The organism is Natronomonas sp. (assembly GCF_046483325.1).
Classification (GTDB): domain Archaea; phylum Halobacteriota; class Halobacteria; order Halobacteriales; family Haloarculaceae; genus Natronomonas.
The window spans coordinates 83,704-98,054 of record NZ_JAWODL010000012.1 but is presented as its reverse complement, the minus strand read 5'-3'; the positions used below and the strand labels follow the sequence as shown (position 1 = coordinate 98,054).

The window sequence follows — 14,351 nt, the reverse complement described above, 5'->3', positions numbered from 1 at the left end:
CCACACGGTAGAACGTATGAACGTAGATTTCGGCAACGCGCTGGCTTCGGAGGCGACGCTCGGTGTCTCGGAGGCCTCGCTCGAACGGCTCGACGAGCGCGTCCGGCGGATTCACGACCGTATCGAAGCGAGAATCGTGGATCGAGAGTTCGGCTACGCGAGCCTCGCGTTGCCCGAGGACGCCGATCCCGAGGCGATCGAAGCGGCCGTCGAGGGGTTCGATCCCGACGCGGTGTTGACCGTGGGAATCGGCGGCTCGGCGCTCGGTGCGGAGACGATCACCGCGGCGCTGGGGATCTCCGAACACTACACCCTCGACAACGTCGATCCCGCCCGAACGCGACGGCTCCTGGACGAACTGCCCCTCGAATCGACGCTGGTCAACGTCGTCTCTAAGTCCGGAACGACCGCCGAAACGCTCGCGAACTTCCTCGTCATACAGGATGCGATGGCAGAAGCCGGCGTCGAGTGGGCGGATCGAACGATCGTCACGACCGGCGAATCGGGACCGCTCCGGGAGCTGGCCGACGAACACGACCTCCCCACGTGCGCCGTCCCGGACGGCGTCCCCGGCCGATTTTCGGCGCTGTCGCCGGTCGGATTGGTGCCGGCCGCCGCGTTCGGGTGCGATATCGAAACGGTACTCGACGGCGGGGCAGCGGGACGGGCGACGCTCGCCCCGTCGCTGTTCCAGTGTCCGGCCTACGCCTACGGCGCGGTCGCGTACGCGCTCGAGTCACGAGGTGCGACGATGAACGCCTTTGTTCCGTACGCCGAGTCGCTCGAACCGCTCGCCGAGTGGTTCGCCCAGCTGTGGGCCGAAAGCCTCGGTAAGGACGGCCTCGGCCAGACCCCTGTCCGTGCTCTCGGCGCGACCGACCAACACTCCCAACTGCAGTTGTACCGGGCAGGTCGCACGGACAAACTCGTCACGCTGCTTCGCCCCCGCGAGCGGGCCGACGTACCGATTCCCGAGACCGGCGTCGAATCGCTGTCGTATCTCGGCGGCGTGACTCTCGGCGAGTTGCTCGACGCGGAGTTCGAGGCGACCGAGGCCTCGCTGGCCGCGGCCGGACAGGCGAACGTCCGACTCGAGATCGACCGTCTCGACGCGAGGAGCGTCGGGCGATTGCTCTACGATCTGGAGGCCGCGTGCATCCTCGTGGGCGAGCTATCGGGCGTGGAGACGTTCACGCAACCCGCCGTCGAGTGGGGCAAACGAGCCGCTCGCGGGCTGTTGGGCGGCGGCGAGTTCGAAGAGGCCGATGCGGTCGATCATAAGACCGTTCGGCGCGTCGAATAGCCCGGGCGATCGAAACGGAGACCGTCAGAACAGGCCGACGACCTCGGCGTAGACGGTGGCGTAGGTGATCGCGTTGTAGATCCCGTGAGCGAGCGCAGGGACCACGAGATTGCCCGTGTATTCGTAGACGACGCCGAGGATCGCACCGAGCGGCAACAAGAGCAGAAAGATCGTCACGAGGGTACCGGGGACGTTCGCGGGGTCGAGATACGCGAAAAAGTGGACGACGGCGAAGATGAGCGACGCCAGCGCGATCGCCGTGCCGGCATCGAACACGTCCCCGAGTCGCGTCTGGATGATTCCTCGATAGAGGAACTCCTCGGCCGGGCCGACCACGAGAATCGAGAGGGGGAGGAAAACGAGCGCGATCGACGGGTTCATTTCGATGCTCTCGGTCACGCTGTGTTCGGTAAAGGGGAGCCCGAGCCACGAGATGAGATTGGGAATCGCGACGGCGAGCGCGATCAGGACGACGGTCGTGGCGGTGATGGCTCCGATATCGTGGAGGGTCGGGCGACGTAGTCCGACGTACGACAGCGAGATCTCGTGGCGGAGCAGATAGAGACACGCGACACCCCCCATTCCGAGATACGTACCGAGCGTAAAGAGCAACTGGCCGGACGGTGCGTCCACCGAGAGCGAAAGCGGCGCTCCGATAAGCCCGAGCGTCACGATCCCGACTATGAGCCCGACGAGCAACCCGATCGCGCCGAGTACCGTCATCGCGGCGAGGCGGCGACCGGGCGAGGGCCGATCGGATGACTCACTCATTGCTCCGAGTTGGGGCGGTCGTCGATTAAGCCTGTCCGTCTGGCAACGCGCGTCCGTCATACGTCTGACACATATTTATGCGAACGGGTGGCATACCGCGAGCTATGCCCCGATACTACCTCGAGTGCGACGACCGATTGGCCCGGCGGATAGAGGGGATTGCAACCAGATACGGCTTGACCGAGGAGGAAGTCGTCGGGCAGCTCGTCGAGGTCGGTCTCGACGAACTCGACAGCGCCCCGACCCGCTAGCTCAGGGCCGCCTGCGCGTGAGCTCGCTGCCGCAGATCTCACAGCGATCACGGTTGTCGTCGAAGACGCGACCGCAGCCTTGACACTGGAACGTCCAGTCCCTTCGTTCGTCGATCCCTCCCTGTGCGATCACGTCGACGGCGATATCGAGCTTCTCGGCGACGTTTTGCATCGCGTAGTCGTCGGTGACGAGGACGGCGTCGAGTTCGAACGCCGTCGCGAGCAGGCGGATATCCGTCCGCGAGAGCGTTTCGGCGTCGCCCGTCTCGCGGGCGGCGCGTTCGATCCGTTCGACGGTTTCGGGATCGGGGATGTGAATGCGCATCCCCGATCCTTCGAGAGCATCGAACCGATACCCCGCCTCGTCCTGGAGTTCCTCACGAACCATCGGAATGGTCGCGACCGGCTCGTCGGTGGTGTACTCGTCTATGAACGCCGACGAATCGAGAACGTTCATAACGAGGTCAGCGGTCGATGATGATCGTGTCTTTGACCGCCTGAACGCGGCCGACCGGAACCCGGTAGTTCCCCGCCTCGTCGCGTTCGAACTCGAGTTCACCGGTCTGCTGGCCGGGATCCAACACGAGATGTTGGAGCGTTCCCGTCTTCAGATCCATCGTGATGTTGTACAGGGTGCCGAGGCTGGACCCGTCCGATCCCATGACCTCTTTATCCGAGAGGTTCTCAGCGAGTATGTCCGGCATATCTTTCGGTTGTCGTTTATCCGCTATCAACGTTCGGGTCGCCGATATCGACGGAACCGCACCGAGCGTTATCGTCCGCTGTTTTCCGGCGGCTTCTTCGCGTCGCTACCGGGAGGCAATGGACGGCCGTCCGTTCCAGGATTCCCGGACGATCCTGCGGCGGTCGGCGGTCCGTGCTCACCGTTCCCCGTCGGGCTGTTCGTCCCGTTTACACCGTCGTCGTTGTTGGAATCGACGCCGGGGGCAGCGTCGGCACCCGGCGGTCCATCGTCAGGTGACTCACCTCCCAGGGAACCGCCGTCACTACCCCGCGATCCGCCCTGGTCGACATCGCGGGCGTCCGTCGGTGCGTCGCTTTCGATCGGCGAACGGGACGGTTCGGGGACCTGTTCGTCTCTCTCGCGAGGGCCGGGCGTCCCGGATCGGTTCGCGGGGGGAGTCCCGTCAGGAGGTCCCGCGTTCGGCGGTCGACCGACCCCGCGGGCTAATCCCGCAACGTCCGGACCGCGAACCGCTCGGGCACTCTCGCGGAGTTCCGAGAACCGCTCCGTGGGGACGTCAGCGGCTTGGGCACGGCGCTCGGTCTCGTTCACGGAGCGTTCGAGTCCCGCCGCGCCGATCGAGATTCCCGTCGCAACCGACCGGTTCCGGACATCGGGCGTCTCGCCCAGCGTCTCGCGCTGTGAGCGAAGCCGTTCGCTTCGTTCCTCCAATCGCGCCTGTCGTGCCCGGATCAGCGCCCGACGTTCGTCGGAATCTTCGGTTCGGTTCATCGCGACCTCGAATCGCCCTTCCTCCACGTTGTCAGCCGTTTCGACGTCGCTGGCCTGCATGAACGAGGAGATATCCGCACCGAGCGAGGCGTTGTCTGCCGGAGTCGTTGCGCCGACCGGGCCGGTGGCCACCCCGAAGACGAGAACGCCTGTGACCCCGGCGAACACGACGAGCGTACCGATACCGACGAGACCTCGGCTCATTACGACGGGATAGACGGGTCATCGAATAAAAACCCACGCTCCGTTCGAACCGTTTAACGATTCAAATGCATGGATCGAGAAGCGGTAAAACCGTTTATAACTGTAGGAGCGCCGCCCGTTCACACGCGTCCCCGGTCGGACGACCCGGAGCCTATCGGGGGAGTCGTCGGTCGAGGCACCGCGACCAATACACCGGTTTCGGGTACCGGCAGCCGACAACCGGACAATACTTATATGTGCTAACATACAACAGGGAAATGACGGCATGTTCGAACAGTTCTCCAGCGGGTATTACCTGGGTCGTCTTTACGTCGAACCCTACGACGGCGACCGCGCCGTAATCCACCGCGAGCACCACGAACGGGTTACAGAGCAGTTGTACGAGTCGGCACGCGAACCGCTCGTGATGAAGATCGGCTCGACACACGTGGCCGTTCACGGTGCCGACAACGTTCCCGGACGAACGGTCGCACTTCCCGAGAGCGCGCTGTCGGCGACCGGAACGGACAATCCGCCGATGCTCCGCGAGGTACTCCTCGCAAAGGCCGATCGCGCCCGGCAACTGCTCGAGTTCGACCCCGACGGTCCCGCGGGATTTTAATCCGACCCGATCGTCGATCCGTCGATGCTCGATGATCTTCTCGGTCGGACCGAACTGAAGGCGCGAATCGAAGCTCTCGAGGAGCGTCGCGATCGCCTCGAAGCCCAACTCGAGGCCGAAAGCGAGCGCCGAGCGGACGCGGTCAGCGCAAAACAGAGCGTCGAGGAACGGGCGAATCGGCTCGAAGACCGCATCGCCGACCTCGAAGGACGGCTCGAAGCCGCCGAGACGGACACCGATAACGCGAACGTCGGGTTTAGATACGAGGAAACGCTTCGTGGCGGACGAATCGATTCGGTTCTCGACCGACTCGCGTCGTACGGCGGCGGTCCCGAGAGCGTACTCACCTCGTACGTCGAAGAGGAACCGTCGGCGGGGCTCCGAGAACTCCTCGGGGATCGAACCCCCCTCGCTGCGCGTGCGTCGCCGTGTCTCGTCTGTGTGGACGACGCCGGGATCGTCGCCGTCGCGCTCCGACCGCCAGTGACCCCTGACACGTTCAGCGAATGGGCCGAGAGCCCGGTAATCGACCGTTCGTGGTTCCGGCCGACCGGCCGGTTCGCGCTGGCGGTGGTACGCTCGGACATCTTCGCGGTCGGCGTCTACGAGGGGAGCGAGCGGATCTCGTACGAGGGATTCGAGAGCCGGGTGAAAAGCGATCATTCGAAGGGCGGATTTTCGCAGGGGCGCTTCGAGCGACTCCGCGACGAGCAGATCGCGGCCCACCTGGATGATTGCTCGGAAGCGCTCGAGTCGGTCGAGGCGGAGCGCCGCTACGTCGTCGGCGACCGTCGACTGATCGCCGGGTTCGACGCCGACGAAACGGCGGCCGTCGACGCGAGCGGAAAGCCGAGGGACGCACTCGAGAACGCCTTCTCGGACTTTTGGTCCGTACGACTGCACGGACTGTGACACTCGGAAGGTGTGGCCGCGTCGTCACGTATCTGCTCGCGGATTGATGCGCTTATTACCGGCGGCCGTCCTTTGATCGCGTATGCGAGTCGCAATCCTTGCCCACGAACGGTTTCCCGACCGCGCGAAGACCGCGGTCGGCGTCCTCCGCTACGGCGACCAGGAGGTGGTCGCCGTCCTCGACCGCGAGACGGCGGGGACCACCGTCGGCGATCACCTCCCTGACGTCGGCGCCGAGGGGGTTCCGGTCGTCGAGCGCGTCGCGGACGCGCCCGACTTCGACGCACTCCTGATCGGCATCGCGCCCATCGGGGGCGGCTTCGACGAATCCTGGCGGGACGACGTTCGGAGCGCCATCGAACGCGACGCGGACGTCGTTTCCGGCCTCCACTACTTCCTCGCCGAGGACGAGGAGTTCACCGCGCTCGCCGCCGACCACGGCATCGAGTTGCGCGACGTTCGGAAACCCCCGGACGATCTCACCGTCGCCGAGGGAATCGTCCGCGGTCTCGACGTCGAAGTGATCCTCACCGTGGGAACGGACTGCTCGACGGGCAAGATGACGGCGACGCTGGAACTGGTCGAAGCCGCTCGAGACGCCGGACTGAACGCGGGATTCGTCCCGACGGGACAGACCGGGATCATGATCGACGGCGGTGGGATCCCGATCGATCGTACGATCAGCGACTTCACGAACGGGGCCACGGAGCGGTTGATCCGAGAGCGCGCCGACGAGTACGACTACCTCTTCGTCGAGGGGCAGGGGTCGATCATTCATCCTGCCTACTCCGCGGTCACCTGCGGTATCCTCCACGGCGCACAGCCCGACCACCTCGTACTCTGCCACGAGGCGGGCCGGGAGGCGATCCACGGCTACGAGTCGTTCCCGATCCCCGATCCGGCCGATCTCGTCGAACTGTACGCCGACCTCGCCGAACCGGTCGCACCGACGGAGTTGCTCGGCGGCTCGTTGAACACCTACGAACTCGACGCCGACGAGGCCGAAGAAGCGATCACCGAGTACGAGGGATCGATCGGTGCCCCAGCGGTCGATCCCGTACGCGACGGCGCCGACGCGATCGTAGAGCGGTTGCTGGACGACCGATGAACACCGCGTTCGAAACCGTCGAGTTGACGCTCGACGTGCCGTTTACGATCTCGCGGGGGACCGCCGAGACGACCGAGAACGTCGTCGTGACGCTCGACGCTGGCGGCGAGACGGGCTACGGGGCGGCGGCACCCTCCGCGCACTACGGGGAGACGGCGGCGACCGTCGAGGCGCTGTTGCCCGACCTGCTAGCCGCCGCCGAAGACGCCGGCGATCCCCACGCCAGACGCGAGATCGCCGATCGGGTGCTGTCCGTCGCCCGCGACAATCCGGCCGCCAGGGCCGCCGTTGACCTCGCGCTGTGGGACCTCGCCGGGAAACTCCTCGATCTGCCGGTGTATCGGTTGCTCGGCCTCTCGCCGGACGCCCACGGCTGTCCAGAGACCTCGTTCACGATCGGCTTGGATGAGACGACGGCGATGGCAGAGCGCGCACGCGAAGCGATCGATTCGGGCTACTCGATTCTGAAAGTGAAACTCGGCACCGACCGGGATCTCGAGATCGTCGAGGCGATCCGGTCGACCGCACCCGAAGCGATCATCCGCGTCGACGCAAACGAGGCGTGGCGTCCGAAGGAGGCCGTCCGAAACTGTCGCGCGCTCGAAACGTTCGGCGTCGAGTTCGTCGAACAGCCGGTCGCCGCCGAGGACCCTGAGGGACTCAGACACGTCTACGAACACTCACCGCTGTCGATCGCGGCCGACGAGTCCTGTCTCACCGCCGCCGACGTTCCGCGGATCGCGGATCGATGCGACATCGTGAATCTCAAACTGATGAAGACGGGGGGCGTGACGCCCGCGATCGAACTGATTCATACGGCTCGCGCACACGGACTCGAGGTGATGTGCGGGTGTATGATCGAGACGAACGCAGCCATCGCCGGGGCAGCACAGCTGTTGCCGCTGCTCGATTATGCTGATCTCGACGGCTCGCTGTTGCTCGAAAGCGATCCCTACGCGGGCGTCCCCGTGACTGCGGGGCGATTCGACCTCAGCGCAGTCGATGCCGGGACGGGCGCGCGACCGCGATAGCGCCTACTCGGCGTCCGGATCCCGACGACGGTGCATCCCGAGTGCGACCCACTCGACGACGCAGTCGTCGTCTTGGTTGTACCCCCTGAGTTTCGTTCGGACGTGTCCCATCTCCGGGCGGCTTTCCGAGACCCGCTTGTCCAAAATTTCTACCTCGACGCGGAGCGTGTCTCCGGGATAGACGGGTTTGCGCCACCGCAGTTCGTCGATCCCTCGTGCGCCCATCGACGATTCCTCGTCGAGGAAGCCGTCGGCGAACACTCGCATACACATCGACGCGGTGTGCCATCCCGACGCCGCGAGCGAGCCGAAGATCGAATCCTTCGCGGCCTCCTCGTCGATGTGAAACGGCTGCGGGTCGTATCGTTCCGCGAACTGCTTGATTTCGTCTTTCGTCACCTCGTACCGTCCGTCGGGTTCGTACACGAGCCCGGTCTCGTAATCTTCGAAATAGCGAACCATCGGCGAGACCGTCGTCGCCGGGGGATAAAAATCCGCCCGTGGCAGGCGGATACATCGCGACGCAGTAGTGACATCATAACGCTTACCAAACCCAGCGGAGAACGGGGAACGTGAACCTCCTTACGGACCCTACGAAGCGGCGCTGGCTTGCGTGGGGATCGCTGGCGCTCGTCTTCCTTTTGGTCAATCTGCACCGACTGTCGACGGCGGTCTTATCGGAGCAACTCACGGCCGATTTCGGGATTACGGCCGCTCAGCTCGGGACGCTTCACGCCTCGTTTTTCGTCATCTACGCGTTCATACAGATCCCGACGGGCGTGTTGGCGGATCGGTACGGTCCGCGGTACGTCGGATCGGTCGGCGCGTTCGTGCTCAGTGTGGGCGCGATCGGTTTCGCGTCCAGCAGCGGATACCTCACGGCAGTCCTCTCGCGGGCGTTCATCGGATTCGGTAGCGGCGTGATATTCATCTCGACGCTGCGATTCTGTGCGAACTGGTTCCGCATCGACGAGTTCGCGACGATGTCCGGGTTGACGTCCGGAATGGCGGGAGTCGGTGCCATCTTCGCGACCACGCCGCTTGCGGTCGCAGTCGATTGGTTCGGGTGGCAACGAACGATCTACGGCCTCGCTGTCGTCGGCTTCGCCTCGGCCGCTGCGGTCTTTTCGCTCGCGCGACAGTCGCCCGCCGCCGCCGGTCTCGATCCGATCGAGAACGTGCCCGAGCAGGCGTCGGTGACGCTCGCCGAGACCGGTGGGTATCTCCGGGAGCTGGTCGGCGACATCGAGCAGTGGTTGCTGTCGCTCGCGTTCTTTTCGGGGATGGGGACGATTCTGACCGTGATCGGCCTGTGGGGCGTGCCGTATCTGGTCGCCGTCTACGACCTCGACGTCACGACCGCGTCGTATTTCACCCTCCTCGGATCCATCGGGATCCTGGTCGGTGGCCCCGGCGTGGGGTGGATATCCGATCGGATCGGACGGCGGCGGCTCCCGATGGTGATCGGGTTCGGGTTCTTCGCGCTCCTATTGGCCGTCATCCCCGTGTTCGGTGATCCACCGTTGGCGGTCATCGCCGTAGTGTATTTTTTTATAGGGAGCTGTCTCGGCGTGACGGTACTCGCGTTGCCGATCATCAAAGAGCAGTACCCGGCGGAGGCCAGCGGCGTCGCGACCGCGATCGTCAACGGCGCGGGCTTTTTCGGCGCGACCATCCTCCCGACGGTCATGGGAGTTGCCGTCGATCGCTACCGGACCGACGACGTCGTCGCCGGATCCGTCGTTTACACCGAGTTCGGCTACCGGGTCGCATTCGCGATCACGACCGGCGTGGCCGTGCTCGCGTTCGCCAGCACGTTCGTGTTGTACCTCCGGAATCGGCGGAGGTCGACACCGGACGGCGCCTGAACTCGCCGCAGCGCTCACCGTGAACGCGGAGAGCGGACGGCAGATCGAGATGTTTGTACGTCCTGTGTGCGAAGCCGCCGTATGAATGATCCAGAACCCACAGAGAGAGTGGAGGACGGGCAACCGCGCGTCGTCGTCATCGGCGGCGGCGTCGCCGGACTGACCGCGGCGACGTTCACCGCTCGGGCGGGCTTCGACACAGTCGTTCTCACCCACGGCGAGTCCATCCTTCGGCGAAACGCTCACCTGGAAAACGTTCCCGGCTTCCCGGCGGGCATCAATCCACGGCTCTTTGCGGACTTGCTCGAGCGACAGACCGAGCGGAACGGCTGCCTCGTTCACGAGGGAATCGTCGAGGCGATCACGCCGACTGAGAGCGGATTCGAGGCGCGGGCCGATAGGGGCGGGGAGGCGCCATCGACGCTCGAGGCGGAGTACGTCATCGCGGCGTCGTGGGCCGATTCGACGTACCTGGAGGCACTCGATTCGGTCGGCCTCGTCAAGCGTGGCTCGAAGACGTACGTCGATATCGACGACGACGGTCGTACCGGGCTGAACGGCCTGTACGCCGCCGGACGACTCGCGGGTGCCGAACATCAAACCGTCGTCTGCGCCGGACACGGCGCTGACGTCGCGTTGACGCTCATTCACGATTCTGACGTGCCGTTCTATCACGACTGGGTGGCACCGGAAGGGTACTTCACCGATCGCGGACGCGACGTTCCGCCGGGTTGTGAAGAAATCGACGAGGACGAGCGATTGCGGCGCGAGCGCGAGTCGATTGCGATCATGACGGACGCCTTCGAGACGCCGCACCCGGACCGACCGACGATGCATCCGAGCCTCCGGGACGTATCGGACGACGAGTGAGCCGGATCGCTACTTGATCGTGACGTGCTCGCTGTCCTCGTTGAGCGCGAGGTTCGTCGCGATCTCAGCGTTTCTGACCGCGAACTGCGCGGTCTGGCCGAGGCTGACGAGGACTTCCCGCACGCGGAGGAGATCCTCGTTCGGCATCTCCTCGAGGTCGTTGAGGATCTCGACCTCTCGGTTGCGGATCTCCGCGAACTTGTTTCGCGTGTCGATCGCCATGTCGTAATCGCGGTGGACTGCGGCCTGCACGCCCAGTTCCGTGATCTCGTTGACCTGATCCGTGAACTCCCGGATACGTCGCATCGTTCCCGAATCGACGTTGAGCGTGTGGCCCTCGGTTTCGAGGACGATCTCGGCGATGTCCTCGGCGTTATCGGCGGTCAACTCGAGGTTCTTCGCGATCGAGCGGTAGCCGATGAGCGGAAAGCCCGAATCGAGCCCGACCGCACGGGCCAGGTTCGGGTTCTGATAGGACGTAAAGATGAGGCGCAAGAGGAGGACGAAGATCTTGTTGGCCTGCCGTTCACGGTTCAACGCGCGCTGGGCCAGATCGGGGTTGCCGTGGGCGAGCGCTTTGATCGCTTCGTTTCGCATCGTCGAACCGGTCGACTCCAGCCGTTCGAGGAGGTTATCGAGCGTGAAATCCTCCGGATCGACTGAACAGCGAATGGCGATCCGCTCGGGCGTCTCCTCGATTACGCCGAGCCCCATCAGTTGCGTTTCGGCGTTGTAGACGGCGTTGATCTGCGAAGAGTCGAGCGTCCCGCCGTTTTCGACCTCGACGTGGATGATCCGTCGGCCGAGGACGTACTGGGCGACGATCGCGCGCTCGACGGAATCGGCATCGAGGTTCTGCGCGTGAATGATCGCCTCGCTTTCTTCCTTTTGAACGGATTCGGGCATGACGGTCAACGTCCCCTTGCTACCGATCCGGAGGGACACCTCGTCCCCCTTCTCGACACCCTGTGCGGTCGCCCACTCGGCGGGCAGCGTCATCGCGAGCGTCGACGGCCCCAGCCGCTGTACCTTCCGTGTCTCCATATCGATTCAATCGTCGTCCAAGGACATAATATTCACTATATATGTAGCGGTGAAACAGAATACCATTATACAACATATGTAAGATCGGTCGGGCCCCGCGATTGCGGGTCCGTGCGACTATATATGAGCCCGTCCAATTGGCTGACGTGTCAGACCAGTTCGACGGTGGCGGGCTCGAGCCGGACGATATCGACGACACCCCGACAGTGGCCTGCAGCAGGTGTGACGAGACGTGGGCGCTCGACTACGAACTCGACACGCTTCGCGTCGGGAACCGAGCCGTCGAGCGGTTCGCGCTCGACCACAAGCGTCACGCGGGCCACTTCCCGGACGACGTGCAGCCGTGGTGTGTGGGCTGCACCGAGTGTTCGGACGGCGACGAGTTCCTCACGGAGCGTCCGGCGCGGCGGTGGGCGGAGACGCACGCCCGCCACACCGGTCACGAGGTGTCGCTCGGCCATGCGGACGGTCACGAAACGACGATCGAATCGGGGCGATAGCTCCACCGTCGTGGGAACCTTTTTCGATCGCTCGGCGGACCCTCGACTATGGACGAGGATGCCCGTGATCACGATCCAGTCACCCGAGACGGTGAGTCGGAGCCGCGAGGAGACGACATCGACATCGACGCGGTTCGAAGAAAACTCGAGGCGCTAGAGCGGACCGTCGACCACCCCGACGAGCGTCGGGAGGTCCGGAGGGCGATCGGGCTCGTCGACCGGCTGCCGACACCGTCGATCCGCGACGGGATCCGGAAGTTCACGAGGCGGGATATCGCCGAGGCGTTCGTCGGGAGCATCCTGATCTCGTTGCCGTTGCTCGTCGAGGACGGCGTCTTCGACATCGCGGATCACTTCGTCGGGACGCCCGCGTTCCTCGGGGCGAACGTCGTATTCTTGATCACGCTGACCACGGGGCTCCTGTACTACGCCGACTTCCGAGACGTCAAGATTCACCGACCGATCTTCGGCGTCATTCCGCGCCGGTTGACCGCGGTCGTCATCATTTCGTTCGTGACCGCGACGTTCACCATGACGCTTTGGGGGCGTCTCGACGGGTGGAGCGATCCGTTGGTCGCGCTCGCACGGATCTCCGTCGTCTGGACGGCGGCAGCCTTCGGTGGCGCGTTGGGCGACATCCTCCCCGGCGAATCCGAGGGTGCCGACATCAACGACGAACTCGATCAGTTCGGCGAACGGCTCGGGATCGGCGACGACGAAGGGCTGTTTTGAACAGACCGGGCGTGCGTAGTCGATCCGTCGGCGAGGATCTTCGGCAGCATCTAACCGCCCGTTAGACAGTTCTTAATGAAGTATCACCAGGGGGAACGGCCGAACAGAGAGGGGTTACGAAGATGTCACAGAAGACGACGGTCGATACGAACTTACGCCAACGCGAAGGGGAGTGGGTGTTCGACGAAAGCGTCGCGGGGCAGTTTGACGAACACGTCAGAAAGTCTATCCCGTTGTATGATGAGATCCAAACGAGAGTCGTTAAGCTGTCCGAGTGGTTTCTAAAATCGGAGGGTGAAGAGCGCGTTTACGATCTCGGATGTGCAACGGGGACGACGATCGAGCGACTGCTCGAACGTCACGGGGCAGATGCGCCGCCGAAGTTCGTCGGGATCGATCTCCAAGCGCCGATGTTAGAGAAAGCTCGCGAACGCGTGGGACACGAAGATGCCGTAAACATCCTCCAGGCTGATATTTCGACACACATGTCATTTCCGAACGCCTCGCTGGTGATCAGTCTGTTCACGCTCAGCTTTATCCGTGAAGAACAGCGAAAGTCGCTCCTCGAACAGATATACGATGATCTCGAATACGGGGGCGCACTGATCTTCTGCGAAAAGACGCGCGCACAATCCCCGTTCTTCCAAGATATCTGGAACGAGGAGTACTGGGATTTCAAAGCCGAGCAAGGGCTCGAAGACGAGCAGATCCTCGGAAAGGCGAAGACCCTTCGCGGCCAACTCCGACCACTGACGGTCGAAGAGTACGAGCGCCTTCTCGCTGACGTTGGATTCGACGTGGAGAACGACGTCGACGTCTTTTTCAAGTGGTTCCCGTGGACGGGCATCATCGCCAGGAAGGGACACTGATATGGGATCGAACGAAAACCTGGCACTCCGTAGTATCCGGCTCATCGAAGAGGGTGGAGTGGCCTCGTTCCTTCGGGTTGGGAAACTATACGCCGTCGGTTGGTTCACGGCGTTCGTTTGGGCAGTGAAATACGGCATCGATCCAAGGCGGGGATTGCGCGCCGCGATGTCGACGGAGGTGCCAATTTTCCGCGACCTGTTCGCCAACCTCCGTGCGGACGATGTGTTCTACGATGTTGGAGCACACACCGGCTTGTTCACAGAACCGGTCGCGAGTATGCTCGGGAGAGACCGTGTCGTGGCTTTCGAGCCCGGAGATGGAGCGACCCGGCTCAAGCGACGGTTGGCGGACGCACAGCTGGAAGCCACCGTCGTCGAAAAAGCAATAAGCAACGAGGGGAGTGAGCAATACTACTCGCATAGCGGGCGGGTCGGACTGTTGGGTGATACAGATGCGCCCGAGTTCACGACGACGAACGCGGTGGAAATACTCGATGACGACGAACTACCGACCCCGACAGTAGTGAAGATAGATGTCTTCGGTGCCGAGGGCGACGTCGTGAAAGGCCTCGAGGAGATCCTCTCGAGAGATGAGTGTCGCCTCGTGTATCTCGAAGTCCATCTCCCGATGACGTTTCAGCGAAAGCGCCCTGAGCACATCTTCGAGAACTTCCTCGAGAGATGGTCATTGACCGAGGTCGTAGAGGTCCTGTTCCGCTGTGGGTTCGATGTCGTTCCGATCCATCTGCGTAGCGAGACCGACGATTTGTTCATCAAGGCCGAAAAAACCCCTTGAGCAACCGAGGGGAG

At 63.6% G+C, this 14,351-nt stretch carries 18 protein-coding genes; 12 read left to right on the top strand and 6 right to left on the bottom strand.

Features of this window, described 5'->3' with window-relative positions; translation table 11 throughout:
- The first annotated feature begins 16 nt into the window (after window positions 1-16).
- Complete coding sequence (locus R6U53_RS03410) at window positions 17-1,303, top strand: glucose-6-phosphate isomerase (RefSeq protein WP_410320963.1); 1,287 nt, start codon at window positions 17-19, stop codon at window positions 1,301-1,303.
- A gap of 24 nt (window positions 1,304-1,327) precedes the next feature.
- On the opposite strand, the gene R6U53_RS03405 is transcribed toward R6U53_RS03410, so the two are convergent.
- The gene (locus tag R6U53_RS03405) at window positions 1,328-2,074 is read right to left on the bottom strand and encodes a CPBP family intramembrane glutamic endopeptidase (protein WP_410320962.1); all 747 of its coding nucleotides are present in this window, start codon (window positions 2,072-2,074) and stop codon (window positions 1,328-1,330) included.
- A gap of 104 nt (window positions 2,075-2,178) precedes the next feature.
- On the opposite strand from R6U53_RS03405, the gene R6U53_RS03400 reads away from it, so the two are divergent.
- Window positions 2,179-2,325 carry a CopG family transcriptional regulator gene (locus R6U53_RS03400; protein WP_410320961.1) on the top strand — a complete coding sequence of 49 codons (147 nt, stop codon included), beginning with the start codon at window positions 2,179-2,181 and terminating at the stop codon, window positions 2,323-2,325.
- Window position 2,326: 1 nt separating this feature from the next.
- On the opposite strand, the gene R6U53_RS03395 is transcribed toward R6U53_RS03400, so the two are convergent.
- The 3 genes from R6U53_RS03395 to R6U53_RS03385 all read right to left on the bottom strand — a co-directional run bounded on the left by R6U53_RS03395 (window position 2,327) and on the right by R6U53_RS03385 (window position 4,006).
- Window positions 2,327-2,782: an NOB1 family endonuclease gene (locus R6U53_RS03395; protein ID WP_410320960.1), complete on the bottom strand. Its 456-nt coding sequence runs from the start codon at window positions 2,780-2,782 to the stop codon at window positions 2,327-2,329.
- 7 nt (window positions 2,783-2,789) lie between these two features.
- Window positions 2,790-3,029, bottom strand: coding sequence for a PRC-barrel domain-containing protein (locus tag R6U53_RS03390; protein ID WP_410320959.1), 240 nt, complete (start codon window positions 3,027-3,029; stop codon window positions 2,790-2,792).
- A 68-nt stretch (window positions 3,030-3,097) separates the two neighbouring features.
- Entirely contained in the window at window positions 3,098-4,006 is a 909-nt protein-coding gene (locus R6U53_RS03385) for a hypothetical protein (protein WP_410320958.1), read from the bottom strand.
- A 265-nt stretch (window positions 4,007-4,271) separates the two neighbouring features.
- Between R6U53_RS03385 and R6U53_RS03380 the strand changes: the two genes are divergently transcribed.
- From R6U53_RS03380 to R6U53_RS03365, 4 genes are all read left to right on the top strand, one after another.
- Complete coding sequence (locus R6U53_RS03380) at window positions 4,272-4,607, top strand: DUF5802 family protein (RefSeq protein ID WP_410320957.1); 336 nt, start codon at window positions 4,272-4,274, stop codon at window positions 4,605-4,607.
- Window positions 4,608-4,631: 24 nt separating this feature from the next.
- A complete protein-coding gene (locus R6U53_RS03375; protein ID WP_410320956.1) occupies window positions 4,632-5,519 on the top strand; it encodes a Vms1/Ankzf1 family peptidyl-tRNA hydrolase in 888 nt (295 codons plus the stop codon).
- A gap of 82 nt (window positions 5,520-5,601) precedes the next feature.
- Complete coding sequence (locus R6U53_RS03370) at window positions 5,602-6,627, top strand: DUF1611 domain-containing protein (RefSeq protein WP_410320955.1); 1,026 nt, start codon at window positions 5,602-5,604, stop codon at window positions 6,625-6,627.
- Window positions 6,624-7,658, top strand: coding sequence for a dipeptide epimerase (locus R6U53_RS03365; RefSeq protein ID WP_410320954.1), 1,035 nt, complete (start codon window positions 6,624-6,626; stop codon window positions 7,656-7,658). Before R6U53_RS03370 ends, R6U53_RS03365 begins: the two co-directional genes overlap by 4 nt.
- Window positions 7,659-7,661: 3 nt before the next feature.
- Here R6U53_RS03365 and R6U53_RS03360 read toward each other — a convergent pair whose 3' ends face one another.
- A complete protein-coding gene (locus tag R6U53_RS03360) occupies window positions 7,662-8,120 on the bottom strand; it encodes a MaoC family dehydratase (RefSeq protein ID WP_410320953.1) in 459 nt (152 codons plus the stop codon).
- 110 nt (window positions 8,121-8,230) lie between these two features.
- Here R6U53_RS03360 and R6U53_RS03355 point away from each other — a divergent pair, with 110 nt between their 5' ends.
- Together R6U53_RS03355 and R6U53_RS03350 are read left to right on the top strand one after the other, a co-directional pair.
- Window positions 8,231-9,526, top strand: a complete 1,296-nt coding sequence (locus R6U53_RS03355; RefSeq protein WP_410320952.1) for an MFS transporter — start codon at window positions 8,231-8,233, stop codon at window positions 9,524-9,526.
- Between the two features lie 81 nt (window positions 9,527-9,607).
- A complete protein-coding gene (locus R6U53_RS03350) occupies window positions 9,608-10,396 on the top strand; it encodes an FAD-binding protein (protein WP_410320951.1) in 789 nt (262 codons plus the stop codon).
- Window positions 10,397-10,405: 9 nt separating this feature from the next.
- Here the strand turns inward: R6U53_RS03350 and R6U53_RS03345 are convergent, their stop codons facing one another.
- On the bottom strand, window positions 10,406-11,440 hold the full coding sequence (locus tag R6U53_RS03345) for a PhoU domain-containing protein (RefSeq protein ID WP_410320950.1): 1,035 nt from the start codon (window positions 11,438-11,440) through the stop codon (window positions 10,406-10,408).
- A 146-nt stretch (window positions 11,441-11,586) separates the two neighbouring features.
- Between R6U53_RS03345 and R6U53_RS03340 the strand changes: the two genes are divergently transcribed.
- The 4 genes from R6U53_RS03340 (at window position 11,587) to R6U53_RS03325 (ending at window position 14,337) form a co-directional block, all read left to right on the top strand.
- Entirely contained in the window at window positions 11,587-11,940 is a 354-nt protein-coding gene (locus R6U53_RS03340) for a hypothetical protein (protein ID WP_410320949.1), read from the top strand.
- Window positions 11,941-11,988: 48 nt separating this feature from the next.
- Window positions 11,989-12,672, top strand: a complete 684-nt coding sequence (locus tag R6U53_RS03335; protein WP_410320948.1) for a DUF2391 domain-containing protein — start codon at window positions 11,989-11,991, stop codon at window positions 12,670-12,672.
- Window positions 12,673-12,794: 122 nt separating this feature from the next.
- Window positions 12,795-13,541: a methyltransferase domain-containing protein gene (locus R6U53_RS03330; protein WP_410320947.1), complete on the top strand. Its 747-nt coding sequence runs from the start codon at window positions 12,795-12,797 to the stop codon at window positions 13,539-13,541.
- Entirely contained in the window at window positions 13,459-14,337 is an 879-nt protein-coding gene (locus R6U53_RS03325; RefSeq protein ID WP_410320946.1) for an FkbM family methyltransferase, read from the top strand. The genes R6U53_RS03330 and R6U53_RS03325 overlap by 83 nt, the downstream gene beginning before the upstream one ends.
- Window positions 14,338-14,351: the final 14 nt, after the last annotated feature.

What these genes read in the sequence shown, in the direction of transcription:
- R6U53_RS03410 (WP_410320963.1), top strand. Translation starts at nt 17, where the DNA reads ATGAACGTAGATTTCGGCAACGCGCTGGCTTCGGAGGCGACGCTCGGT.
- R6U53_RS03405 (WP_410320962.1), bottom strand. Translation starts at nt 2,074, where the DNA reads ATGAGTGAGTCATCCGATCGGCCCTCGCCCGGTCGCCGCCTCGCCGCG.
- R6U53_RS03400 (WP_410320961.1), top strand. Translation starts at nt 2,179, where the DNA reads ATGCCCCGATACTACCTCGAGTGCGACGACCGATTGGCCCGGCGGATA.
- R6U53_RS03395 (WP_410320960.1), bottom strand. Translation starts at nt 2,782, where the DNA reads ATGAACGTTCTCGATTCGTCGGCGTTCATAGACGAGTACACCACCGAC.
- R6U53_RS03390 (WP_410320959.1), bottom strand. Translation starts at nt 3,029, where the DNA reads ATGCCGGACATACTCGCTGAGAACCTCTCGGATAAAGAGGTCATGGGA.
- R6U53_RS03385 (WP_410320958.1), bottom strand. Translation starts at nt 4,006, where the DNA reads ATGAGCCGAGGTCTCGTCGGTATCGGTACGCTCGTCGTGTTCGCCGGG.
- R6U53_RS03380 (WP_410320957.1), top strand. Translation starts at nt 4,272, where the DNA reads ATGTTCGAACAGTTCTCCAGCGGGTATTACCTGGGTCGTCTTTACGTC.
- R6U53_RS03375 (WP_410320956.1), top strand. Translation starts at nt 4,632, where the DNA reads ATGCTCGATGATCTTCTCGGTCGGACCGAACTGAAGGCGCGAATCGAA.
- R6U53_RS03370 (WP_410320955.1), top strand. Translation starts at nt 5,602, where the DNA reads ATGCGAGTCGCAATCCTTGCCCACGAACGGTTTCCCGACCGCGCGAAG.
- R6U53_RS03365 (WP_410320954.1), top strand. Translation starts at nt 6,624, where the DNA reads ATGAACACCGCGTTCGAAACCGTCGAGTTGACGCTCGACGTGCCGTTT.
- R6U53_RS03360 (WP_410320953.1), bottom strand. Translation starts at nt 8,120, where the DNA reads ATGGTTCGCTATTTCGAAGATTACGAGACCGGGCTCGTGTACGAACCC.
- R6U53_RS03350 (WP_410320951.1), top strand. Translation starts at nt 9,608, where the DNA reads ATGAATGATCCAGAACCCACAGAGAGAGTGGAGGACGGGCAACCGCGC.
- R6U53_RS03345 (WP_410320950.1), bottom strand. Translation starts at nt 11,440, where the DNA reads ATGGAGACACGGAAGGTACAGCGGCTGGGGCCGTCGACGCTCGCGATG.
- R6U53_RS03335 (WP_410320948.1), top strand. Translation starts at nt 11,989, where the DNA reads ATGGACGAGGATGCCCGTGATCACGATCCAGTCACCCGAGACGGTGAG.
- R6U53_RS03330 (WP_410320947.1), top strand. Translation starts at nt 12,795, where the DNA reads ATGTCACAGAAGACGACGGTCGATACGAACTTACGCCAACGCGAAGGG.